General features: G+C 57.2%; 21 protein-coding genes. 16 read left to right on the top strand and 5 right to left on the bottom strand.

Features of this window, described 5'->3' with window-relative positions; genetic code table 11:
* The first annotated feature begins 43 nt into the window (after nucleotides 1–43).
* The 10 genes from prfC to deoD all read left to right on the top strand — a co-directional run bounded on the left by prfC (nucleotide 44) and on the right by deoD (nucleotide 10,831).
* Nucleotides 44–1,633: a peptide chain release factor 3 gene (prfC, locus tag JLG71_RS23965; RefSeq protein WP_004098388.1), complete on the top strand. Its 1,590-nt coding sequence runs from the start codon at nucleotides 44–46 to the stop codon at nucleotides 1,631–1,633.
* A gap of 217 nt (nucleotides 1,634–1,850) precedes the next feature.
* Nucleotides 1,851–2,462 (top strand): molecular chaperone OsmY, encoded by a 612-nt coding sequence (gene osmY / locus JLG71_RS23960; protein WP_014227828.1) that lies wholly within the window; start codon nucleotides 1,851–1,853, stop codon nucleotides 2,460–2,462.
* A gap of 124 nt (nucleotides 2,463–2,586) precedes the next feature.
* Nucleotides 2,587–2,748 carry a DUF1328 domain-containing protein gene (locus JLG71_RS23955; protein ID WP_003856556.1) on the top strand — a complete coding sequence of 54 codons (162 nt, stop codon included), beginning with the start codon at nucleotides 2,587–2,589 and terminating at the stop codon, nucleotides 2,746–2,748.
* Between the two features lie 120 nt (nucleotides 2,749–2,868).
* On the top strand, nucleotides 2,869–3,942 hold the full coding sequence (locus JLG71_RS23950; RefSeq protein WP_004128693.1) for a patatin-like phospholipase family protein: 1,074 nt from the start codon (nucleotides 2,869–2,871) through the stop codon (nucleotides 3,940–3,942).
* Entirely contained in the window at nucleotides 3,939–4,718 is a 780-nt protein-coding gene (locus JLG71_RS23945; protein WP_200913856.1) for a metal-dependent hydrolase, read from the top strand. Before JLG71_RS23950 ends, JLG71_RS23945 begins: the two co-directional genes overlap by 4 nt.
* A 146-nt stretch (nucleotides 4,719–4,864) precedes the next feature.
* On the top strand, nucleotides 4,865–6,142 hold the full coding sequence (locus JLG71_RS23940; RefSeq protein WP_014837350.1) for a NupC/NupG family nucleoside CNT transporter: 1,278 nt from the start codon (nucleotides 4,865–4,867) through the stop codon (nucleotides 6,140–6,142).
* A gap of 416 nt (nucleotides 6,143–6,558) precedes the next feature.
* On the top strand, nucleotides 6,559–7,338 hold the full coding sequence (gene deoC, locus JLG71_RS23935) for a deoxyribose-phosphate aldolase (RefSeq protein WP_014837351.1): 780 nt from the start codon (nucleotides 6,559–6,561) through the stop codon (nucleotides 7,336–7,338).
* Nucleotides 7,339–7,416: 78 nt separating this feature from the next.
* A complete protein-coding gene (deoA, locus tag JLG71_RS23930; RefSeq protein WP_200913855.1) occupies nucleotides 7,417–8,739 on the top strand; it encodes a thymidine phosphorylase in 1,323 nt (440 codons plus the stop codon).
* Nucleotides 8,740–8,791: 52 nt separating this feature from the next.
* Nucleotides 8,792–10,015 carry a phosphopentomutase gene (gene deoB, locus JLG71_RS23925; RefSeq protein ID WP_014837353.1) on the top strand — a complete coding sequence of 408 codons (1,224 nt, stop codon included), beginning with the start codon at nucleotides 8,792–8,794 and terminating at the stop codon, nucleotides 10,013–10,015.
* A 93-nt stretch (nucleotides 10,016–10,108) separates the two neighbouring features.
* Complete coding sequence (deoD, locus tag JLG71_RS23920) at nucleotides 10,109–10,831, top strand: purine-nucleoside phosphorylase (RefSeq protein WP_004098401.1); 723 nt, start codon at nucleotides 10,109–10,111, stop codon at nucleotides 10,829–10,831.
* Nucleotides 10,832–10,880: 49 nt separating this feature from the next.
* Here the strand turns inward: deoD and lplA are convergent, their stop codons facing one another.
* Together lplA and JLG71_RS23910 are read right to left on the bottom strand one after the other, a co-directional pair.
* The gene (gene lplA, locus JLG71_RS23915) at nucleotides 10,881–11,897 is read right to left on the bottom strand and encodes a lipoate--protein ligase LplA (RefSeq protein ID WP_014227834.1); all 1,017 of its coding nucleotides are present in this window, start codon (nucleotides 11,895–11,897) and stop codon (nucleotides 10,881–10,883) included.
* Between the two features lie 10 nt (nucleotides 11,898–11,907).
* Entirely contained in the window at nucleotides 11,908–12,549 is a 642-nt protein-coding gene (locus JLG71_RS23910) for a YtjB family periplasmic protein (protein WP_014227835.1), read from the bottom strand.
* A 104-nt stretch (nucleotides 12,550–12,653) separates the two neighbouring features.
* On the opposite strand from JLG71_RS23910, the gene serB reads away from it, so the two are divergent.
* Genes serB through nadR form a run of 3 tightly spaced genes read left to right on the top strand, consistent with a single transcriptional unit; the run spans nucleotide 12,654 to nucleotide 16,271 of the window.
* Complete coding sequence (gene serB, locus JLG71_RS23905; protein ID WP_014227836.1) at nucleotides 12,654–13,625, top strand: phosphoserine phosphatase; 972 nt, start codon at nucleotides 12,654–12,656, stop codon at nucleotides 13,623–13,625.
* A gap of 9 nt (nucleotides 13,626–13,634) precedes the next feature.
* A complete protein-coding gene (radA, locus tag JLG71_RS23900; protein ID WP_004098408.1) occupies nucleotides 13,635–15,017 on the top strand; it encodes a DNA repair protein RadA in 1,383 nt (460 codons plus the stop codon).
* A gap of 21 nt (nucleotides 15,018–15,038) precedes the next feature.
* Nucleotides 15,039–16,271: a multifunctional transcriptional regulator/nicotinamide-nucleotide adenylyltransferase/ribosylnicotinamide kinase NadR gene (nadR, locus tag JLG71_RS23895; RefSeq protein ID WP_004098414.1), complete on the top strand. Its 1,233-nt coding sequence runs from the start codon at nucleotides 15,039–15,041 to the stop codon at nucleotides 16,269–16,271.
* Between the two features lie 108 nt (nucleotides 16,272–16,379).
* On the opposite strand, the gene ettA is transcribed toward nadR, so the two are convergent.
* Complete coding sequence (gene ettA / locus JLG71_RS23890) at nucleotides 16,380–18,047, bottom strand: energy-dependent translational throttle protein EttA (protein WP_014227837.1); 1,668 nt, start codon at nucleotides 18,045–18,047, stop codon at nucleotides 16,380–16,382.
* 273 nt (nucleotides 18,048–18,320) lie between these two features.
* Between ettA and sltY the strand changes: the two genes are divergently transcribed.
* Nucleotides 18,321–20,258, top strand: coding sequence for a murein transglycosylase (gene sltY / locus JLG71_RS23885; RefSeq protein WP_103814851.1), 1,938 nt, complete (start codon nucleotides 18,321–18,323; stop codon nucleotides 20,256–20,258).
* A 117-nt stretch (nucleotides 20,259–20,375) separates the two neighbouring features.
* Nucleotides 20,376–20,708 (top strand): trp operon repressor, encoded by a 333-nt coding sequence (gene trpR, locus JLG71_RS23880; protein WP_004098417.1) that lies wholly within the window; start codon nucleotides 20,376–20,378, stop codon nucleotides 20,706–20,708.
* On the opposite strand, the gene yjjX is transcribed toward trpR, so the two are convergent.
* Nucleotides 20,695–21,210, bottom strand: coding sequence for an inosine/xanthosine triphosphatase (gene yjjX / locus JLG71_RS23875; protein ID WP_014837357.1), 516 nt, complete (start codon nucleotides 21,208–21,210; stop codon nucleotides 20,695–20,697). The genes trpR and yjjX overlap by 14 nt on opposite strands.
* 114 nt (nucleotides 21,211–21,324) lie before the next feature.
* Here yjjX and gpmB point away from each other — a divergent pair, with 114 nt between their 5' ends.
* On the top strand, nucleotides 21,325–21,972 hold the full coding sequence (gene gpmB / locus JLG71_RS23870) for a 2,3-diphosphoglycerate-dependent phosphoglycerate mutase GpmB (RefSeq protein ID WP_014227840.1): 648 nt from the start codon (nucleotides 21,325–21,327) through the stop codon (nucleotides 21,970–21,972).
* On the opposite strand, the gene robA is transcribed toward gpmB, so the two are convergent.
* Complete coding sequence (gene robA, locus JLG71_RS23865; protein ID WP_014227841.1) at nucleotides 21,969–22,838, bottom strand: MDR efflux pump AcrAB transcriptional activator RobA; 870 nt, start codon at nucleotides 22,836–22,838, stop codon at nucleotides 21,969–21,971. The two genes, gpmB and robA, sit on opposite strands and share 4 nt — an antisense overlap.
* Between the last annotated feature and the right edge of the window lie 116 nt (nucleotides 22,839–22,954).

Genomic DNA, 22,954 nt, shown 5'->3' with positions numbered 1-22,954 from the left:
AACATGCGCGGCGCGTTGCCGCGTTTACTAAGAAGATTGAATTATGACGTTGTCTCCTTATTTGCAGGAGGTGGCCAAGCGCCGCACTTTTGCCATTATTTCTCACCCGGATGCCGGTAAAACGACCATTACTGAAAAGGTACTGTTATTCGGACAGGCTATTCAGACCGCCGGAACGGTGAAAGGTCGCGGCTCCAGCCAGCATGCGAAATCTGACTGGATGGAGATGGAGAAGCAGCGCGGTATCTCCATCACCACGTCCGTGATGCAGTTCCCGTATCACGACTGCCTGGTTAACCTGCTGGATACCCCGGGCCACGAAGACTTCTCCGAGGATACCTACCGTACCCTGACGGCGGTGGACTGCTGCCTGATGGTTATCGATGCCGCGAAAGGCGTCGAGGATCGTACCCGTAAGCTGATGGAAGTCACCCGTCTGCGCGATACGCCGATCCTGACGTTCATGAACAAACTCGACCGCGACATCCGCGATCCGATGGAGCTGCTGGATGAAGTGGAAAACGAGCTGAAAATCGGCTGCGCGCCGATCACCTGGCCGATTGGCTGCGGCAAACTGTTCAAGGGCGTTTACCATCTTTATAAAGATGAAACCTACCTGTATCAGACCGGTAAAGGCCACACCATCCAGGAAGTGCGCATCGTGAAGGGGCTGGATAACCCGGAGCTTGATGCCGCGGTGGGTGAAGACCTGGCGCAGCAGCTGCGCGATGAGCTGGAGCTGGTGCAGGGCGCGTCTAACGAATTCGATAAAGAGCTGTTCCTGGCGGGCGAAATTACGCCGGTATTCTTCGGCACCGCGCTGGGTAACTTTGGCGTCGATCATATGCTGGACGGTTTAGTGGAGTGGGCGCCCGCGCCGATGCCGCGCAAAACCGACACCCGCACCGTGGAGGCCGCGGAGGAGAAGTTCACCGGCTTCGTCTTTAAAATTCAGGCCAACATGGACCCGAAACACCGCGACCGCGTGGCCTTTATGCGCGTGGTTTCCGGTAAGTACGAGAAGGGTATGAAGATGCGCCAGGTGCGTATCGGCAAGGACGTGGTGATCTCCGACGCGCTGACCTTTATGGCCGGCGACCGTTCGCATGTGGAAGAGGCGTATCCGGGCGATATCCTGGGTCTGCATAACCACGGCACCATTCAGATTGGCGATACCTTCACCCAGGGTGAAATGATGAAGTTCACCGGTATCCCGAACTTCGCCCCGGAACTGTTCCGCCGCATTCGCCTGAAAGATCCGCTCAAGCAGAAACAGCTGCTGAAAGGGCTGGTTCAGCTTTCTGAAGAGGGGGCGGTGCAGGTGTTCCGTCCGATCGCCAATAACGATCTGATCGTTGGCGCGGTGGGCGTGCTGCAGTTTGATGTGGTTGTTGCTCGCCTGAAGAGCGAGTACAACGTTGAGGCGATTTACGAGTCCGTCAACGTCGCGACCGCACGCTGGGTGGAATGCAGCGACGCGAAGAAATTCGAAGAGTTTAAGCGTAAGAACGAAATTCAGCTGGCGCTGGATGGCGGCGATAACCTGACTTATATCGCCCCGACCATGGTTAACCTGAACCTGACGCAGGAACGTTACCCTGACGTCCAGTTCCGTAAAACCCGCGAGCACTAATCCTCTCCGGAGCGCGGTTTTCGCCGCGCTCCACGCCATTTTCACCTCGGATTGCCCTTTCTGGAAAGTTCTTAATTCTTACCGTTTTGCGCGCTTTTTTACCCGTTCATGCCGCACTCTTCCGCGTATCTACTACATTTAATAAGTAATTTTTGGAATCCTGGCTTAATAGACTACTTATTTTGCTTTACCTGCTTAGATATAACGAGGAACAACGATGACAAAACTTAAGAGCGGCAAGACACTCCTGGCCCTCTTCCTGGGCTCAGCAATAATCAGCGCTTCGGCGTATGCGGAAAACTCGACCGCAGATAGCGCAAAATCTGCAGCAAGCAATGCCGGGCAAGCCGTTGATAATTCGATGAACAAAGTCGGGAATTTTATGGACGACAGCACCATCACCGCCAGGGTGAAAGCGGCGCTGATCGATCATAAAGATATTCGCAGCACCGATATCTCTGTGAAAACTGAAAACAAAGTCGTCACGTTAAGCGGTACGGTTGACAGTTCAGAGCAGCATAAGCAGGCGCTTAGCGTAGCGAAAGCGGTTGAAGGCGTGACCTCCGTTAACGACAAGCTTAGCGTACAGAACGAAAAATCTGCTTCGCTGAAGGGCTATGCCGGCGACACGGCGGTGACCAGCGAGATCAAAGCGAAATTACTGGCTGACGATATCGTTCCGTCGCGTAACGTGAAGGTGGAGACCACCGATGGCGTTGTACATTTATCCGGTACGGTAGAGTCCAGTAAGCAGTCGGAGCGGGCGGAAGGTATTGCGAAAGCCGTTTCCGGCGTCAAAAGCGTGAAGAATGACCTTAGCGTCAAATAAATCTATTCACTAAAAAAATTTATTCTGCGGTCTTTCCGCAGGATGTGTAGCACCACAGGGTTGTGTATGCGCGGCCTGAGTGCGCAGAAAATCGACCGTCATTAACTATGGTAAGGAGAGACGTATGTTTAGATGGGGCATTATTTTTCTGGTGATCGCGTTAATTGCCGCCGCTCTGGGCTTTGGTGGCCTGGCGGGTACCGCTGCCTGGGCTGCGAAAATTGTCTTCGTTGTCGGTATTATCCTGTTCCTGGTCAGCCTGTTCACCGGCCGTCGGCGTCCCTAGACGTTAACGCGTGAAATACCGTCTTACATAAAGCCAGTCAATGTGACTGGCTTTCTCAGTTTCAGGGCGTTAAAAATTGCGTTACCTTTGTTTTTATAATAAGCCAGACAGGAAAGCAGGGTGGGGCAGCGAATTCCCGTTACGTTGGGCAACATTACGCCGTTATCTGTTAAACCCTTCCAGCCGGGCAGGCTCGCACTGGTGTGCGAAGGCGGGGGGCAGAGAGGGATTTTTACCGCCGGGGTGCTGGACGAATTTATGCGCGCGGGATTCAACCCGTTCGACATGATGTTCGGTACCTCTGCCGGGGCGCAAAATCTCTCGGCCTATCTGTGCAACCAGCCCGGCTATGCCCGCAAAGTGATCACCCGCTACACCACCGCCCGCGAGTTTTTCGACCCGATGCGTTTTGTGCGCGGCGGGAATCTTATCGATCTTGACTGGCTGGTCGACACCACCTCGAAAAAGATGCCGCTGGCGATGGCCTATGCTGAAGATTGTTTTGCCCAGGGAAAAGAGTTCTGGATGTGCGCCTGTCGCGGCGATGATTACACGCCAAACTACTTTTCCCCCACTCAGCAGACCTGGCTTGACCTGATTCGCGCCTCCAGCGCCATTCCCGGTTTTTACCGCAGCGGCGTGCTGCTGGATGGCGTGAGCTATCTTGACGGCGGCGTCAGCGATGCGATCCCCGTACAGGAAGCGGCCCGTCGAGGGGCGCAAACCATCGTGGTGATCCGCACCGTTCCGTCCCAGATGTACTACACGCCGCAGTGGTTTAAACGTATGGAGCGCTGGCTTGGCGAAAGTAGTCTGCAGCCGTTTGTTAATCTGGTGCAGCATCACGAAACCACCTATCGCTCCACGCAAGAGTTCATTGAAAAACCGCCGGGTAAGCTGAGAATTCTGGAAATTTATCCGCAGAAGCCGTTGAAGAGTATGGCGTTAGGCAGCCGTCTTCCGGCGTTGCTGGAGGACTACAAGACCGGACGCCAGTGCGGGCGCTACTTTCTCGCTACCGTCGGTAAACTGCTGGCCGACAGACCGCCGCTGCTGCGCCATGCGCCGCGTATTGCGGTACCGAAAACGGTCGTTATTCCGCCAGCGCCGGTGGCCAATGAGATCCCTCAGGCGCCGGTCATCGCGGCGGTGCAGGCCAATGATGCCAGCTTTGAAAATGAGGACCTGGCGTGACCCTACGATTTATTGATACCCACTGCCATTTCGATTTTCCCCCTTTCACCGGCGACGAAAGCGCCAGCATTGCCCGGGCGACGGAGGCTGGCGTGACGCAGATCGTGGTACCTGCGACAGAAGCGGATAACTTCGCCCGCGTGTTAGCGCTGGCGGAGAAATATGATGAGCTCTACGCCGCCTTAGGCCTCCATCCGATAGCGATTGAACGGCATAGCGCAGAGAGTCTTGAACGGCTTGAAGCCTGCCTGGCGAAACGCGACGCTAAGCTGGTCGCGGTTGGGGAGATCGGTCTCGATCTCTATCGGGAAGATCCGCAGTTTGCACGTCAGGTTTCTGTATTTGAGGCGCAGATGCGGCTGGCGAAACGCTACGATTTGCCGGCGATCCTCCACTCCAGACGCACTCACGACAAGCTGGCGATGCTGCTGAAAAAGCACGCTTTACCGCGAACCGGCGTAGTGCACGGTTTTGCCGGTAGCCTTCAGCAGGCGGAGCGGTTTGTGCAGCTGGGCTACAAGATTGGCGTTGGCGGCACCATTACCTATCCGCGCGCCAGTAAGACCCGCGATGTGATCGCGCAGCTGCCGCTTTCGGCGCTGCTGCTGGAGACCGATGCGCCGGATATGCCGTTGAACGGTTTCCAGGGGCAGCCGAACAGGCCAGAACGGGTGGCTCGCGTCTTCTCCACCTTATGCGAGCTACGCTCTGAGCCCGCGGAAGAGATAGCGAATACCCTGATTGATAATACAAATGTGCTTTTTGCGCTTCCGTAGCGCTTTGCTGAGTGACCTGTGTCTCATTCCTGCCTTTTTATCTCATTGTTTTGCTTAAAATGTGTGAGCTGAAATGAGCATGATGGTTTCATGCCGTTATAATCGCGGGGTTTTAAGGCTGAACTCTCAATACACAGGGACTCTGTATGCAAATTATCATGGGACTTATCGGCATGGTGGTGCTGTTAGCCATCGCTGTGCTCCTCTCCAGTAATCGAAAAGCCATCAACCTGCGTACCGTCCTCGGCGCCTGGATTATCCAGGTGGGGATCGGCGCGTTAATTCTCTACGTGCCGGCCGGGCGCACCGCGCTGCTGGCCATGTCGAACGGCGTTGCCAACGTGATTGCTTACGGCAATGAAGGGATCGGCTTTATCTTTGGCGGGCTGGTTTCCGATAAGATGTTTGAAGTCTTCGGCGGCGGCGGGTTTGTTTTTGCCCTGCGCGTCCTGCCGGTCATCGTCTTCTTCTCATCGCTGATCGCCGTGCTTTATTACCTCGGCATCATGCAGTTTGTTATCCGCATTCTCGGCGGGGCGCTGCGCGCGGTACTGAAAACTTCGCGCACGGAATCGCTCTCTGCCACGGCGAACATCTTCGTTGGCCAGACCGAAGCGCCGCTGGTGGTGCGTCCATATATCGCCACCATGACCCGTTCCGAGCTCTTCGCCGTGATGTGCGGGGGCCTGGCCTCGGTTGCGGGCTCCGTTCTGGCCGGTTACGCGCAGATGGGCGTACCGCTGGAATACCTGATTGCCGCTTCGTTTATGGCGGCGCCGGGCGGCCTGCTGTTCGCGAAGATTATCGTGCCCGAAACCGAGCAGCCCCGGGACAACCCGGCGATGGACAAAAACGACGCCGATCCGCAGGCGCCGGCGAACGTGCTGGATGCCGCCGCGTCCGGCGCGGCTTCCGGGATGCAGCTGGCGCTTAACGTCGGGGCGATGCTGCTGGCGTTTATCGCGCTGATTGCCCTGGTTAACGGTATTCTCTCCGGCGTGGGCGGCTGGTTTAACCATCCAGACCTGTCGCTACAAATGATCCTCGGCTGGGTCTTCTCACCGCTGGCGTGGGTGATTGGCGTTCCGTGGAATGAGGCCACCGTTGCCGGCTCGTTTATCGGCCAGAAGCTGATTATCAACGAGTTTGTGGCCTACATGAATTTCGGTGAATACCTGAAAGCCGACGCCGAGGTCGCAGCCGCCGGTTTGCAGGTGATTTCAACCCACACCAAGGCCATCATCTCGTTTGCCCTGTGCGGTTTTGCCAATCTGTCATCCATTGCGATTCTGATTGGCGGACTGGGCGGCATGGCGCCTAATCGTCGCCAGGAAATTGCCCAACTGGGCATGCGGGCCGTGGCGGCGGGGACGCTGTCTAATCTGATGAGCGCCACGATAGCGGGCGTCTTCCTCGCGCTATAGCGCCGTCGTTAATCACGACCCTACCCCGCGGCACCGCCGCCGCGGGGAACTCTCCTCTGCGTGTTAAAATCCTATCATTTAATAATTATCTGTTTATCAATCACTCATGATGCATCTGGCATTTTTTCGCACAAAATGTCCGCGCTGATGTCGAGGTTTACCGCGTGGGTATGTTACAATAATAACATTTCCTCGATGCTGAGATTCCTGATTATGCTTAAAGAGAGTCTGGCCTTCGGGGGGCATGCACAGGGATTTATTATGTGATTCATATCACTCCACAGTAATGCAAATTAGTAATTAGTTTTCATTAACTGTGATGTATATCGAAGTGTAACGGCGAGGGGATGTTACAATAGTAACAGACTCGCAAGGTGAACCAACTTTAATACGGCAATACGCCGTCGGAGTATGAAATGACTGATTTAACGGCAAGCAGCCTGCGCGCGTTGAAACTGATGGACCTGACCACCCTGAACGATGACGACACCAATGAAAAAGTGATCGCGCTGTGCCACCAGGCCAAAACACCGGTAGGGAATACTGCCGCAGTATGCATCTACCCGCGCTTTATCCCGATCGCGCGTAAAACGCTGAACGAGCAGGGTACCCCGGATATCCGGATCGCGACGGTGACCAATTTCCCGCACGGTAACGATGATATAGCTATTGCGCTGGCGGAAACCCGCGCGGCGATAGCTTACGGCGCAGACGAAGTTGACGTCGTATTCCCTTACCGCGCGCTGATTGCCGGCAACGAACAGGTGGGTTTTGACCTGGTGAAAGCCTGTAAAGAAGCCTGCGCGGCGGCAAACGTGCTGCTGAAAGTGATTATCGAAACCGGTGAGCTGAAAGAAGAAGCGCTGATTCGTAAAGCATCTGAAATCGCCATCAAAGCCGGTGCCGATTTTATCAAAACGTCTACCGGTAAAGTTCCGGTCAATGCGACCCCGGAAAGCGCGCGCATCATGCTGGAAGTCATCCGCGATATGGGCGTTCAGCAGAGCGTCGGCTTCAAACCGGCGGGCGGCGTGCGTAGCGCAGAAGACGCGCAAAAGTTCCTCGCTATTGCCGATGAACTGTTCGGTGCCGACTGGGCCGACTCTCGTCACTACCGCTTTGGCGCTTCCAGCCTGCTGGCAAGCCTGCTGAAAGCGCTGGGTCACGGCGATGGTAAGAGCGCCAGCAGCTACTAATACGTAATTTGCCTGACCTCAAGGCCGGATGCTGTCCGGCCTGTGGTTGGTCTTTGACTCTTTCCTCGGGAGGTTATCTTGTTTCTCGCACAAGAAATTATTCGTAAAAAACGTGATGGTCATGAGCTGAGCGATGAAGAGATTCGTTTTTTCATCAACGGCATCCGCGACAACACCATCTCAGAAGGGCAGATCGCCGCGCTGGCGATGACCATTTTTTTCCACGATATGTCTATGCCGGAACGCGTTTCGCTGACCATGGCGATGCGGGATTCAGGGACCGTTCTCGACTGGAAGAGTCTTAATCTCAATGGCCCGATCGTCGATAAACACTCTACCGGCGGCGTAGGCGATGTGACCTCGCTGATGCTGGGGCCGATGGTCGCGGCCTGCGGCGGCTATGTCCCGATGATCTCGGGGCGCGGTCTCGGGCACACCGGCGGTACGCTCGACAAGCTGGAAGCGATTCCTGGGTTCGATATTTTCCCGGACGATAGCCGCTTCCGTGAAATCATTAAAGATGTCGGCGTCGCGATTATCGGGCAGACCAGCTCTCTGGCGCCGGCGGACAAACGTTTTTACGCCACGCGCGATATCACCGCAACGGTGGACTCTATCCCGCTGATCACCGCCTCCATTCTCGCCAAGAAGCTGGCGGAAGGCCTGGACGCGCTGGTGATGGATGTCAAAGTCGGCAGCGGCGCCTTTATGCCTACTTATGAGCTTTCCGCCGCGCTGGCCGAAGCGATCGTCGGGGTATCCAACGGCGCCGGCGTGCGGACGACGGCGCTGTTAACCGATATGAACCAGGTGCTGGCTTCCAGCGCCGGTAATGCGGTGGAAGTGCGTGAAGCCGTGCAGTTCCTCACCGGCGAGTACCGTAATCCGCGGCTGCTTGAGGTGACGATGGCGCTGTGCGTCGAGATGCTGATTTCCGGCAAGCTGGCGCAGAATGACGCCGACGCGCGGGCGAAGCTACAGGCGGTGCTGGATAACGGTAAAGCCGCAGAAGTCTTCGGCCGGATGGTGGCGGCGCAAAAAGGGCCGAACGACTTCGTGGAAAACTACGATAAGTATCTGCCGGCCGCGATGCTGAGCAAAGCCGTCTATGCCGAAGGCGAAGGGTTTGTCGCCGAAATGGACACCCGCGCGCTGGGCATGGCGGTGGTATCAATGGGCGGCGGTCGCCGTCAGGCATCGGATCTGATTGATTACAGCGTCGGTTTCACCGACGTGGTTCGCCTCGGCGCGCGTATCGACGCGCAGCAGCCGCTGGCGGTTATCCATGCTAAAGATGAAAACAGCTGGCAGGAAGCGGCCAAAGCCGTGAAAGCGGCCATTAAACTTGACGATAAAGCGCCTGAAATGACGCCGACGGTCTATCGTCGTATCACCGAATAGTTATATACTGATCTGATCGCTTTTTTGCAGCGCAAAAGGTACGGAGAATAATATGAAACGTGCATTTATTATGGTGCTGGACTCATTCGGCATCGGTGCGACTGAAGACGCCGATCGCTTTGGCGACGTCGGTTCAGACACCATGGGCCATATTGCAGAAGCCTGTGCCAAAGGCGAGGCTGACAACGGCCGCAAAGGCCCGCTCAATCTACCGAATCTGACCCGTCTGGGGCTGGTTAAAGCCCATGAGGGTTCTACCGGTAAAATTGCCGCCGGTATGGACGGCAGCGCGGACGTTATCGGCGCCTACGCATGGGCGCATGAGCTTTCTTCCGGTAAAGACACCCCGTCAGGCCACTGGGAAATCGCCGGCGTGCCGGTTCTGTTTGACTGGGGCTACTTCCCCGAGCATGAAAACAGCTTCCCGCAGGAACTTCTGGATAAACTGGTTAAGCGCGCAAACCTGCCGGGCTACCTCGGCAACTGCCACTCTTCCGGTACCGTTATCCTCGACCAGCTGGGCGAAGAGCATATGAAAACCGGCAAGCCGATTTTCTATACCTCCGCTGACTCGGTATTCCAGATTGCCTGCCATGAAGAGACCTTTGGTCTCGATAAGCTGTACGAGCTGTGTGAAATCGCGCGTGAAGAGCTGACCGAAGGCGGCTACAACATCGGTCGCGTTATCGCGCGTCCGTTTATCGGCGACAAAGCCGGCAACTTCCAGCGCACCGGTAACCGCCACGATTTGGCCGTTGAGCCGCCGGCGCCGACGGTGCTGCAGAAGCTGGTCGACGAGAAAAAGGGCCAGGTTGTATCGGTGGGTAAAATCGCCGATATCTACGCCAACTGCGGTATTACCAAAAAGGTGAAGGCGACCGGCCTGGATGCGCTGTTTGACGCCACCATCAAAGAGATGAAAGAAGCGGGAGACGAGACCATCGTCTTCACCAACTTCGTGGACTTCGACTCTTCCTGGGGCCACCGCCGCGACGTTGCAGGCTATGCCGCAGGGCTGGAGCTGTTCGACCGCCGTCTGCCGGAGCTGATGGAACTGGTCGGGGAAGATGACATTCTGATCCTGACCGCCGACCACGGCTGCGACCCGACCTGGACCGGTACCGACCATACCCGCGAGCACATTCCGGTGCTGATCTATGGCCCGAAAGTGAAGCCGGGTTCGCTGGGTCACCGCGAAACCTTCGCCGATATCGGCCAGACCCTGGCAACGTACTTCGGTACGTCTCCGATGGAGTACGGCAAAAACATGCTGTGATTATTTGCCCGGTGAGCCTCGCTCGCCGGGCCTTTTTTGTCGACCTGATTAGGCATAGCCGCCATCAGGTAAAACATTCAGAAGGATTTAACGATGGCTACTCCACACATTAACGCAGAAATGGGCGATTTCGCTGACGTTGTGCTGATGCCTGGCGACCCGCTGCGCGCGAAGCACATTGCAGAAACGTTCCTTGAAGATGTCCGCGAAGTGAATAACGTGCGCGGTATGCTGGGCTTCACCGGTACCTACAAAGGCCGCAAAATTTCCGTGATGGGTCACGGCATGGGGATCCCGTCCTGCTCCATTTACGCAAAAGAGCTGATCACCGACTTCGGCGTCAAAAAAATCATTCGCGTCGGCTCCTGCGGCGCGGTGCGTATGGACGTTAAGCTGCGCGACGTGGTTATCGGCATGGGTGCCTGTACCGACTCTAAAGTTAACCGTATGCGTTTTAAGGACCACGACTTTGCGGCGATTGCCGACTTTGGCATGGTGCGTAACGCGGTTGACGCGGCAAAAGCGCTGGGCGTTGACGCTCGCGTGGGCAACATTTTCTCCGCTGACCTGTTCTATGCGCCGGACGGCGGCGAAATGTTCGACGTGATGGAAAAATACGGCATTCTGGGCGTGGAAATGGAAGCGGCCGGCATCTACGGCGTCGCGGCGGAATTTGGTGCGAAAGCGCTGACCATCTGCACGGTCTCCGACCACATCCGTACCCACGAGCAGACCAGCTCCGCTGAACGTCAGACGACCTTCAACGACATGATTAAAATCGCGCTGGAATCCGTTCTGCTGGGCGATAAAGAGTAATCATCTCTTCCGCCCTCTCCCTATGGGAGAGGGCCGGGGTGACCGCACGTTAGCGTACCGCGCCGGCAATCCATGCCGAGAGCTCCCGCAGCGCTTTCTCCTGCTCCGGGAAATCCACGAGTAATGCATCGCACTCCTGCTGCAGCATATCCGCGCGGTAGAGGCATCCCTGTAGCCTGGCGGCCAGCGCTTCCAGCGGCGCCGGGTTGAGGCTGTCGGTAAAAATCTGCGTGCGCGTGATATGGCCTTTTTCGACGTCGAAATGGAGCTCTACGCCGCCCCAGGTAAAACGTTCATCCAGCAGATGGCTGAAGGCCGGGGCCTGGCCAAAGTTCCACTCCCAGCTGCTCTGGCGGGCAAAGGTCGCGGCAAAATTCGGCAGGTCCGGCATTTTCTCCGGAGAGATCACTTCGGCCTCCACGCGCTCGCCGTAATGGGCGAAGAACGCCTCCTGAATCGCTTCGCAAACCTGCTGATGGGTAATGCCCGGCAGCAGCTCGACCAGATTGGCTACCCGTCCGCGCACGGAGGTAATGCCTTTGGCCTGCAGCTTCTTCTTATCGGGATTGAGGTAGTTGGCAAGGCGGCTTAAATCGGCGTTCAGCAGCAGCGTACCGTGGTGAAAGCCGCGATCCATCGTTTCGCGATAGGCGGAACCGGAGACCTTGCGGTCGCCTTCGGCGGTTTTGACCACCAGATCGTTGCGGCCCGAGGCTTCCGCCGCTACGCCCAGCGCATTCAGCGCCGTCAGCACGATATTTGTGGAAACGGTTTTATCGTACTCCGGTTTGCCGGCCATAAAGGTAAAGCAGGTATTGCCCAGATCGTGGAATACCGCGCCGCCGCCGCTGCTGCGACGGGCCAGGCGCACGTTATCTTCTTCCATACGTCGGGTGTTGCACTCTTTCCACGGGTTCTGCGCGCGGCCAATGACCACCGTATCGGCATTGCGCCACAGAAACAGCACCCGTTGAGTCGCGGGCATCTGGCGAAAAATAGACTCCTCAACCGCCAGATTGAACCAGGGGTCGTAAGAGTCGGAGAGCAGCAGGCGCAGCGTGGACATGGCGATTTCCTTATTCTGATTCATCTTTATCTTCATCCTGCACCGGCTTATTGGCGGTGAGCAGGAAAGGCGATTGCTGCCAGCGGGTACGTTTACCCTGCAGCAGGGTGCGCGTCAGGACGACGCCGATGGCCAGAGATAGCAGCAGCATCAGACGCAGGATATTGGTGGTATTATCGACCTGCTGCGCTTCGGTGGCCAGGGTATGGGTATCCAGCGTCAGGCGCAGGTAGCCGAGCGGGCCGTTTTTACCCTGAACAGGTTCGACGATTTGCTGGTTGAAGTAGCCGCCGGCTTTTTTACCGTCCAGCGCCAGCCGATCGCGTACCTCGACGCTTTCGCCGGAACGCGCCACCAGGTCGCCCTGTTCGTCATATACGCCGGCGTCGAGGATCCGGCTTTTATGGGTAAGCTGATCCAGCAGCTGGCTAATCCGCTTTTCGTCGGGCGTTTCGCTACGCATCAGCGGCGCCAGGTTGAGCGTGACCTGCTGGGCGAGCGTGCGGGCCAGTTCTTCCAGCTGCGGATTGCGCTGCTTCTGGCTGTTCTGGCTGAACCATGAGGCCCCCTGCATCAGGGCGACGAGGAGCGCGAGACAGATCAGAACAATCACCGCGCGATGCAGCCGGAATTTAAGTTTTGCGCGTACCATATTCCACCTTTGAAAATTTGCAGCTTAATGTTGCCAGAAGCGCTGGTTACAAGGTAGCCTCATGCGTTATTTTCCTCGCCTGAATGAAGTTATGTGGAGCCGTGATGCCAAACAGTTTGACCTGGTGCGACCTGCCTGAAGATGTTTCCCAGTGGCCTGGATTGCCGCTTTCCCTGAGCGGTGATGAGGTCATGCCGTTGGATTATCACGCCGGACGCAGCGGCTGGCTGCTGTATGGCCGCGGTCTTAACAAGCGTCGCCTGACCGAGTGGCAGCGAGAACTGGGGGCGGCCCTGGTGATTGTTGCCTCCTGGGCGGTTGACGACTATCAGGTGATTCGGCTGGCTGGTTCTTTAACGCTACGAGCGACCCGTCTGGCCCATGAGGCCGGTTTTGACGTCGCGCCGCTGGGTAAAATCCCGCATTTACGTACGCCGGGGCTGCTGGTCATGGATATGGACTCGACGGCGATTCAGATTGAGTGCATTGATGAAATCGCCAAGCTGGCCGGTACCGGCGAGCTGGTCTCTGAAGTGACCGAGCGCGCGATGCGCGGCGAACTTGATTTTACCGCCAGCCTGCGCCAGCGGGTGGCGACGCTGAAAGATGCCGATGCCAATATTCTGCTGCAGGTGCGGGAAACGCTGCCGCTGATGCCGGGCCTGACCCAGCTGGTGCTGAAGCTGGAAACGCTCGGCTGGAAAGTGGCGATCGCCTCCGGCGGCTTCACCTTCTTTGCCGAGTATCTGCGCGACAAGCTGCATCTCGACGCGGTGGTCGCCAACGAACTGGAGATCATGGACGGTAAGCTGACCGGCAACGTTATCGGCGATATCGTCGATGCGAAATACAAAGCCAATACGCTGCGTAAACTGGCGGAAAAGTATGAGATCCCGCCGGCGCAAACCGTCGCCATTGGCGATGGCGCAAACGATCTGCCGATGATTAAAGCGGCAGGACTCGGCATCGCCTATCATGCTAAGCCCAAAGTTAATGAACTGGCGGAAGTGACAATCCGCCACGCTGACCTGATGGGAGTATTCTGTATTCTCTCCGGCAGCATGAATCAAAAGTAAGAGGTTAACGTGGCGAAAGCTCCAAAACGCGCATTTGTCTGTAATGAATGCGGTGCGGATTATCCGCGCTGGCAGGGGCAGTGCAGCGCCTGTCATGCCTGGAATACCATAACCGAGATGCGCATTGCCGCTTCGCCCCAGGTGGCAAGAAACGAACGTCTGTCAGGATATGCCGGTAATGCCGGCGTATCGAAAGTGCAGAAGCTCTCCGATATCAGCCTCGAAGCGCTACCGCGCTTTTCGACCGGCTTTAAAGAGTTTGACCGCGTGCTCGGCGGCGGCGTGGTGCCGGGGAGCGCGATTCTGATCGGCGGCAACCCTGGCGCGGGTAAGTCGACGCTGCTGCTGCAAACCCTGTGTAAGCTCGCCGAAGGTATGAAAACGCTCTACGTCACCGGGGAAGAGTCGCTTCAGCAGGTGGCGATGCGCGCTCACCGTTTAGGCCTGCCGACGGCTAACCTCAATATGCTGTCAGAAACCAGCATTGAGCAGATTTGCCAGATTGCCGATGAAGAAAAGCCGCAGCTGATGGTTATCGACTCCATCCAGGTAATGCATATGGCCGACGTGCAGTCGTCGCCGGGCAGCGTGGCCCAGGTGCGCGAAACGGCGGCCTATTTAACGCGCTTTGCCAAGACGCGCGGCGTGGCTATCGTCATGGTCGGCCACGTGACCAAAGACGGCTCGCTGGCCGGGCCGAAAGTGCTGGAGCACTGTATCGACTGCTCCGTGCTGCTCGACGGCGACGCCGATTCTCGTTTCCGCACCCTGCGCAGCCATAAAAACCGCTTCGGCGCGGTCAACGAGCTGGGCGTATTCGCCATGACCGAGCAGGGGCTACGTGAAGTGAGCAACCCCTCGGCTATCTTTCTGAGCCGCGGTGACGAAGTAACTTCCGGCAGTTCGGTGATGGTGGTCTGGGAAGGCACGCGACCGCTGCTGGTGGAGATCCAGGCGCTGGTCGATCACTCGATGATGTCCAACCCGCGCCGCGTGGCGGTGGGGCTGGAGCAGAACCGTCTGGCGATCCTGCTGGCGGTTCTGCATCGTCACGGCGGTCTGCAGATGGCCGACCAGGACGTCTTCGTCAACGTCGTTGGTGGCGTGAAGGTCACCGAAACCAGCGCCGACCTGGCGCTGCTGCTGGCGATGGTTTCCAGCCTGCGCGACCGTCCGCTGCCCCAGGACCTGGTGGTTTTCGGCGAAGTGGGTCTGGCAGGCGAGATTCGCCCGGTGCCGAGCGGCCAGGAGCGTATTTCAGAAGCGGCTAAGCATGGTTTTCGTCGGGCGATTGTTCCGGCAGCCAATGTGCCGAAAAAAGTGCCGGAAGGGATGCAAATCTTTGGCGTGAAAAAGCTTGCGGACGCACTTAGCGTCTTTGACGACTTATAATAAGTTAAAAGGAGACTCGCGATGTCGTCATTTGACTATTTAAAAAGCGCCATAAAGCAGAAGGGGTGTACGCTACAGCAGGTAGCCGACGCCAGCGGGATGACAAAAGGCTATCTGAGCCAGCTGCTGAACGCGAAAATTAAAAGCCCCAGCGCGCAGAAGCTGGAAGCGCTGCACCGGTTTCTCGGGCTGGAGTTTCCGCGTCGGCAAAAAAGCGTTGGCGTGGTATTTGGTAAGTTTTACCCGCTGCATACCGGACACATCTATTTGATTCAGCGCGCCTGTAGCCAGGTCGATGAGCTGCACATCATTATGGGCTACGACGATCCCCGCGACCGCGAGCTGTTTGAAAAGAGCGCGATGTCGCAGCAGCCGACCGTGCCCGATCGCCTGCGCTGGCTGCTGCAGACCTTCAAGTACCAGAAAAATATCCGCATCCACGCCTTCAATGAAGAGGGGATGGAACCTTATCCGCACGGCTGGGACGTCTGGAGCCGCGGGATCCGCGCCTTTATGAACGAGAAGGGCATTGAGCCTAACTGGATCTACACCTCGGAAGAGGGCGACGCGCCGCAGTATCTGGATCATCTGGGAATTGAAACCGTACTCATCGATCCTAAACGCACCTTTATGAACATCAGCGGCGGGCAGATTCGTGAAAACCCGTTCCGCTATTGGGAATATATTCCTACCGAAGTGAAGCCGTTTTTCGTGCGCACGGTGGCGATCCTGGGCGGTGAATCGAGCGGTAAGTCGACGCTGGTGAATAAGCTATCCAATATCTTTAATACCACCAGCGCCTGGGAGTATGGCCGCGACTACGTCTTTTCGCACCTCGGCGGCGATGAGATGGCGCTGCAATATTCCGACTACGACAAGATTGCCCTCGGCCACGCGCAGTATATTGATTTCGCGGTGAAGTATGCCAACAAGGTGGCGTTCATCGACACGGACTTTGTCAGCACCCAGGCGTTCTGTCTCAAGTACGAAGGGCGGGAACACCCCTTTGTGCAGGCGCTGATCGACGAGTATCGTTTTGACCTGGTCATCCTGCTGGAAAACAACACGCCGTGGGTGGCGGATGGTTTGCGTAGCCTTGGCAGCTCGGTGGACCGCAAAGAGTTTCAGACGCTGCTGGTGTCGTTGCTCAAGGAAAACGAGATAGATTTTGTGCATGTAAAAGAGGCCGACTACGATGCCCGCTTCCTGCGCTGCGTGGAACTGGTGAAAGAGATGATGGGCGAGCAGGGATAGGCCTTCTGCGGCCTGATGCCGCATGAATGCCTGCGCCTGGCTACAACCCTCTCCCGGCGGGAGAGGGGGCAAACACGAAAAAGGGCAACCTGCGTTGCCCTTTTGCTTTTATTTCGCGATACGTTTGTACTTAATACGCTTCGGCTCCAGCGCATCGGCGCCGAGGGTGCGTTTCTTGTACTCTTCGTATTCGGTAAAGTTACCTTCGAAGAACTCCACCTTACCTTCATCCTGGTAGTCCAGAATGTGGGTCGCGATGCGGTCGAGGAACCAGCGGTCGTGCGAGATAACCATCGCGCAGCCCGGGAACTCCAGCAGGGCGTTTTCCAGCGCGCGCAGGGTTTCGATATCCAGGTCGTTGGTGGGCTCATCGAGCAGCAGGACGTTACCGCCCACCTGCAGCAGCTTCGCCAGGTGCAGACGACCGCGCTCACCGCCGGACAGCTCGCCAACGCGCTTGCCCTGGTCAACGCCTTTGAAGTTAAAGCGGCCCACGTAGGCGCGGCTCGGCATCTCGGTGTTGCCAATCTTCATGATATCCAGCCCGCCGGAAACTTCTTCCCATACGGTTTTGCTGTTGTCCATCGCGTCGCGGAACTGATCGACGGAGGCCAGCTTGACGGTTTCACCCAGGGTGATTGAACCGGCATCAGGCTGTTCCTGACCGGACATCATGCGGAACAGGGTGGATTTACCCGCGCCGTTCGGGCCGATGATGCCGACGATAGCGCCTTTCGGTACCGAGAAGCTCAGGTCGTCAATCAGCAGACGGTCGCCGTAGGACTTACGCAGGTTGCTGACTTCAACCACTTTATCGCCCAGACGTGCGCCTGGCGGAATAAACAGTTCGTTAGTCTCGTTACGCTTCTGGTACTCGACGTTGTTAAGCTCTTCAAAGCGCGCCAGACGGGCTTTGCCCTTAGACTGACGGCCTTTCGCGCCCTGACGGACCCACTCCAGCTCTTTCTCGATTGACTTACGGCGCGCCGCTTCCTGAGAAGCTTCCTGCGCCAGACGCTGATCTTTCTGCTCCAGCCAGGAGGAGTAGTTGCCTTCCCACGGAATACCTTCGCCGCGGTCAAGCTCAAGGATCCAGCCGGCGACGTTATCGAGGAAGTAGCGGTCGTGGGTAATCGCCACGACGGTGCCTTCGAAATCGTGCAGGAAGCGTTCCAGCCACGCGACGGACTCTGCATCCAGGTGGTTAGTCGGTTCATCGAGCAGCAGCATGTCTGGTTTTTCCAGCAGCAGGCGGCACAGCGCGACGCGGCGGCGCTCACCGCCGGACAGGTTGGCGATTTTCGCGTCCCAGTCCGGCAGACGCAGGGCATCCGCCGCGCGCTCAAGCTGGACGTTCAGGTTATGGCCATCGTGCGCCTGGATAATCTCTTCGAACTTGCCCTGCTGAGCGGCGAGCTTGTCGAAGTCGGCATCCGGCTCCGCGTATTTGGCGTACACCTCGTCGAGACCTTTCAGGGCGTTGACCACTTCGGCCACCGCTTCTTCAACCGACTCACGGACGGTCTGCTCCGGATTGAGCTGCGGCTCCTGCGGCAGATAGCCGATTTTCAGGCCCGGCTGCGGACGGGCCTCGCCTTCGATATCGGTATCGATGCCGGCCATGATGCGCAGCAGGGTAGACTTACCGGCGCCGTTCAGACCGAGAACGCCGATTTTTGCGCCAGGGAAAAAGCTCAGGGAGATATTTTTCAGAATATGACGTTTCGGCGGAACCACTTTGCCGACACGATGCATGGTATAAACGAATTGAGCCACGTTGGACTTCGCCTCTTTTATATACTCTTCATCCCTCAGGCTCGCTTGATGCAGCCAGAATGATTTTGAGTAGGGTAGTGAATAGTTTTCAAAGGCGAAGTGTAGCCTTTTTCGCGCTTTAATCCCAGCGAGGCGATGGGATTCACAAAAGCGTAAAAAAATGTCCGGGACGTGGCGCGATTCGCGTTGTCTGATTAGCATATCTACGTAATACCTGAAATTTTTGCCCGCGGCATGATGCTGCTGTGGTGTATCTGAATAGAGGAAGAGCTTGTGGAAAAAGCCAAAACTGTGACGTGGCGTCTTCTGGCCGCCGGCGTAAGTCTGCTGACGTTAAGCCAACTGGCGCATGCGGATTCACTGGATGAACAGCGCAGCCGCTATGCTCAAATTAAACAGGCGTGGGACAGTCGACAAATGGACGTCGTCAATCAGCTGATGCCCACCCTGACGACCTATCCGCTCTATCCTTATCTCCAGTACCGGCAGATTACCGACGATCTGATGAACCAGCCGGCGCTGGTGGTGACCAACTTTATCGCCGCCAACCCGACGCTGCCCCCCGCGCGCTCGCTGAAATCACGGTTCGTCAATGAACTGGCGCGCCGTAGCGACTGGCGCGGCCTGCTGGCCTTCAGTCCGGATAAGCCGACCGGCACCGAGGCGCAGTGCAATTACTACTATGCGAAGTGGAACGTCGGCCAGGCTCAGGAGGCCTGGGACGGCGCCAAAGCGCTGTGGCTGAGCGGCAAAAGTCAGCCAAACGCCTGTGATCAGCTGTTTGGCGCCTGGCGCGCCTCCGGCCAGCAGGATCCGCTGGCCTACCTTGAACGCATTCGCCTGGCGATGAAAGCGGGCAATACCAGCCTGGTGCGGGTCCTGGCCCAGCAGATGCCTGCCGATTATCAAACGATTTCGACGGCGGTCATCGCGCTGGCTAACGATCCCAATAGCGTGATGACGTTCGCCCGGACAACCGGCGCGACGGATTTTACCCGCCAGATGGCGGCGGTCGCGTTTGCCAGCGTTGCGCGGCAGGATGTGGAAAATGCGCGCCTGATGATCCCCTCATTAGCGCAGGCGCAGCAGCTCAATGAAGATCAGATTCAGGAGCTGCGGGACATCGTCGCCTGGCGCCTGATGGGCAGCGACGTGACCGAAGAGCAGGCCATCTGGCGCGACGATGTCATCATGCGTTCGCAATCCACCTCGCTGGTGGAGCGCCGGGTTCGTATGGCGCTGGGCCTTGGGGACCGCCGGGGCCTGAACACCTGGCTGGCGCGCTTGCCGATGGAAGCGAAAGAGAAGGACGAATGGCGCTACTGGCAGGCCGATCTGCTGCTGGAGCGCGGGCGCGATGACGAAGCGAAAGATATTCTCCGCTCGCTGATGCAGCAGCGCGGCTTCTATCCGATGGTCGCCGCGCAGCGCCTTGGCGAGGAGTACAGGTTCCGCATCGATAAAGCGCCAGCGAACCTCGATCCGGCGCTGACCTCGGGGCCGGAAATGGCGCGGGTGCGCGAACTGATGTACTGGAATATGGATAACACCGCCCGCAGCGAGTGGGCCAATCTGGTCACCAGCAAGACCAAAGACCAGCAGGCGCAGCTGGCTCGTTACGCGTTTAATCAGAACTGGTGGGATCTCAGCGTCCAGGCCACCATCGCCGGTAAATTGTGGGATCAGCTGGAAGAGCGTTTCCCGCTGGCCTATAACGACCTCTTTACCCGCTATATCAGCGGTAAAGATATTCCGCAAAGCTACGCGATGGCCATTGCGCGTCAGGAGAGCGCCTGGAACCCGAAAGCCGGTTCACCGGTTGGCGCCCGCGGTCTGATGCAGATTATGCCGGGGACGGCAACGCATACGGTGAGCATGTTCAGTATTCCCGGCTATAGCGGTCCATCGCAGCTGCTCGATCCGGAAATGAACATCAACATTGGTACCAGCTATCTGCAATATGTTTACCAGCAGTTTGGCAATAACCGTATCTTCGCCTCCGCGGCCTATAACGCCGGTCCCGGGCGGGTGCGCACGTGGCGGGGCAACAGCGGCGGCCGCATTGACGCGGTGGCGTTTATTGAGAGCATTCCTTTCTCTGAAACGCGCGGCTACGTGAAAAACGTTTTGTCCTATGACGCCTACTATCGCTATTTTATGGGCCAGAAAGAGACGCTGCTGAGCGATACGGAGTGGAAGCTGCGCTATTAATATCGCCGTCGTCGGGCAACATCGTATTTCGCGATGTTGCCCGAAATCCGTAGAGTCCGGACAGAAGTATGTTATGCTTTGTACTCGTTAGTGAGTACATTCGACAGGTGGCGTAACATGACCCAACAATCCCCCTATTCAGCGGCGGTGGCCGAACAGCGTCATCAGGAGTGGCTGCGATTTGTTGCCCTCCTGCAGCAGGCGTACGCCGACGATCTCCATCTGCCGCTTTTACAGCTCATGCTGACGCCCGACGAGCGCGAGGCGCTGGGCACGCGGGTGCGTATTATTGAAGAGCTGCTGCGCGGCGAGATGAGCCAGCGCGAGCTGAAAAACGAGCTCGGCGCCGGGATCGCCACCATTACCCGCGGTTCGAACAGCCTGAAGTCAGCCCCGCCGGAGCTGCGTCTGTGGCTGGAGCAGGCGTTGATTAACGTTAACGATAAATAGCGTTATGAAACGGGCTTAGCGCCAGCACGACGGCCTGATGATAAACGCTGCTGCGCGTCAGTTTTCCGGCCGTAAATACGCCGATAGCGCCCTCTTTACGGCCAATTTCATCGATGCCGGTATACTGAGACATCACCGGCCCTAGCGCTTCTCCTGCCTGGACTTTTTCAAGAATGACCTGCGGCAGCGGCAGGGTCGCCGAGCGCGCTTCGCCGCGCAGGCTGCCGTCCTCGATCGTCACCCAGCTAAAGGTGCTGCCCTCATCGATGCCGGCTTCAATAGCGACCCAGAAGTCAGCATTGGGCTGCGCGCGACGCGCGTTAGCCACGCGGTTTCGTGCGCCAGCGCGCGTTTCGTCGCTGCCGAAAGGCTGTTCCGGCACGCCGCTCTCGACGGAGACGGACTCAATGTGGCAGGATCCTTCGCCGAAGATCTCGTTAAAAGCCTGCAGAATTGCCTGAATTTTGGCGGGATTAGTGGTAGCTGAGACAACATGGTGCATAATCAAAACAACTCAGAAATACTAAACATCATCGCAGTATACTCCAAATCATTCTTGTTGCAGGCGGCTATGCTTGTAGCTTAATGGTTAAGAGCTCATAACGGATAATAAAGCATGTTACAGGTATACCTTGTTCGCCACGGTGAAACGCAGTGGAACGCCGAGCGACGTATTCAGGGCCAGTCCGACAGTCCGCTTACCGCCCACGGTGAGCGTCAGGCCTGGCAGGTAGGCGAGCGCGCCAGAACGCTGGGGATTACGCATATTATCGCCAGCGATTTAGGCCGGACGCGGCGTACCGCAGAAATCATCGCTGAAGCCTGCGGATGCAGCGTCATGACCGATTCACGCTTGCGTGAGCTGGATATGGGCGTGCTGGAAAAGCGCCATATCGACTCGCTGAGCGAAGAAGAAGAGGGCTGGCGTCGACAGCTGGTTAACGGTACGCCCGACGGGCGCATCCCGCAGGGAGAGTCAATGCAGGAGCTGAGCGACCGTATGCACGCGGCGCTGACCTCTTGTCTGGAGCTGCCCGCAGGTAGCCGGCCGCTGCTGGTGAGCCACGGCATGGCGCTGGGGTGTCTGGTGAGTACGATTCTTGGCTTGCCCGCCTATGCGGAGCGTCGCCTGCGTCTGCGCAACTGCTCTATCTCTCGCGTTGACTATCAGCAAAGCCCCTGGCTGGCGTCGGGATGGGTCGTGGAAACCGCGGGGGATGTCTCGCATCTTGATGCCCCCGCGATGGATGAGCTACAGCGTTAACGACGAATCGGAATCAGGTATTCGCAGCGCAGCTGAATAGGCGGTTCCTGATTCCGGTTTTCATCTTCCGGGAAGAAGCGTTCGATATCCAGGCCCTTACGACGAGTGAGATTGAGCATCGGCATGCAGGTGCCGTAAACCGTCAGAATAAATTCCTGTAGCCCGGTGCCCAATCCTTCGTAGGTAAACATCACGTATTCGCCGCCTTCCAGCGTCACCGGGTGGGCGTTGTGCAGATGGCCGTTAGCCAGCTCCGGCGTCAGCGCGGTGGTGTAAAACACCTCCTGCTCATCGTCTTTATCGAGGCTCGGACGCGGCTCATGCAGGCCGTACAGCGTCGGAGGAATCGACGGCGTATTGGCGAGGAATTCACGCCAGAACTGCACGCGCATCTGATTACGGAAATCGGAGATCTCTTCCAGCTTGCAGGTATAGCTCTGGGTCACGCCGACCAGCTGAGTGGTGTTCAGCGTGACGAATTCGTACTGCGGCATGGTGAACTCGCCCAGACGCAGCGGAGGACGCATACCGTAAGAGCTCCAGTCGGGGGAGCGTCGGTAAAGGGCTGGCGTCAACGAGAACTGTTTTTTAAATGCGCGAGTAAAAGTCTGCTGCGAGTCAAAGCGATACTGCAGCGCAATATCGAGAATCGGACGCGCGGTCAGGCGTAGGGCAACCGCTGACTTAGATAAGCGACGGGCGCGAATATAGGCACCAATGGCATGGCCGGTCACGTCCTTGAACATTCTTTGCAGATGCCACTTGGAATAGCCCGCCTTCGCTGCCACATTGTCCAGTGAGAGTGGCTGATCCAGGTGACCTTCCAGCCAGCTAAGGAGATCGCGAATAATCCCTGCTTGATCCATAAAATATCCCCATCCTTAAACTCAGGTGCCTGATACTAAAGGTAGCGGATAATAGCATTTTTTGATGTTTTAGCATTCAGTGTTTTTTTTGCTTTTAAATGCGATTCTTCCAGAAG

This window comes from Klebsiella michiganensis, assembly GCF_015139575.1.
GTDB classification, from domain to species: Bacteria; Pseudomonadota; Gammaproteobacteria; order Enterobacterales; family Enterobacteriaceae; genus Klebsiella; species Klebsiella michiganensis.
This window is presented reverse-complemented; position numbering and strand designations above follow the sequence as displayed.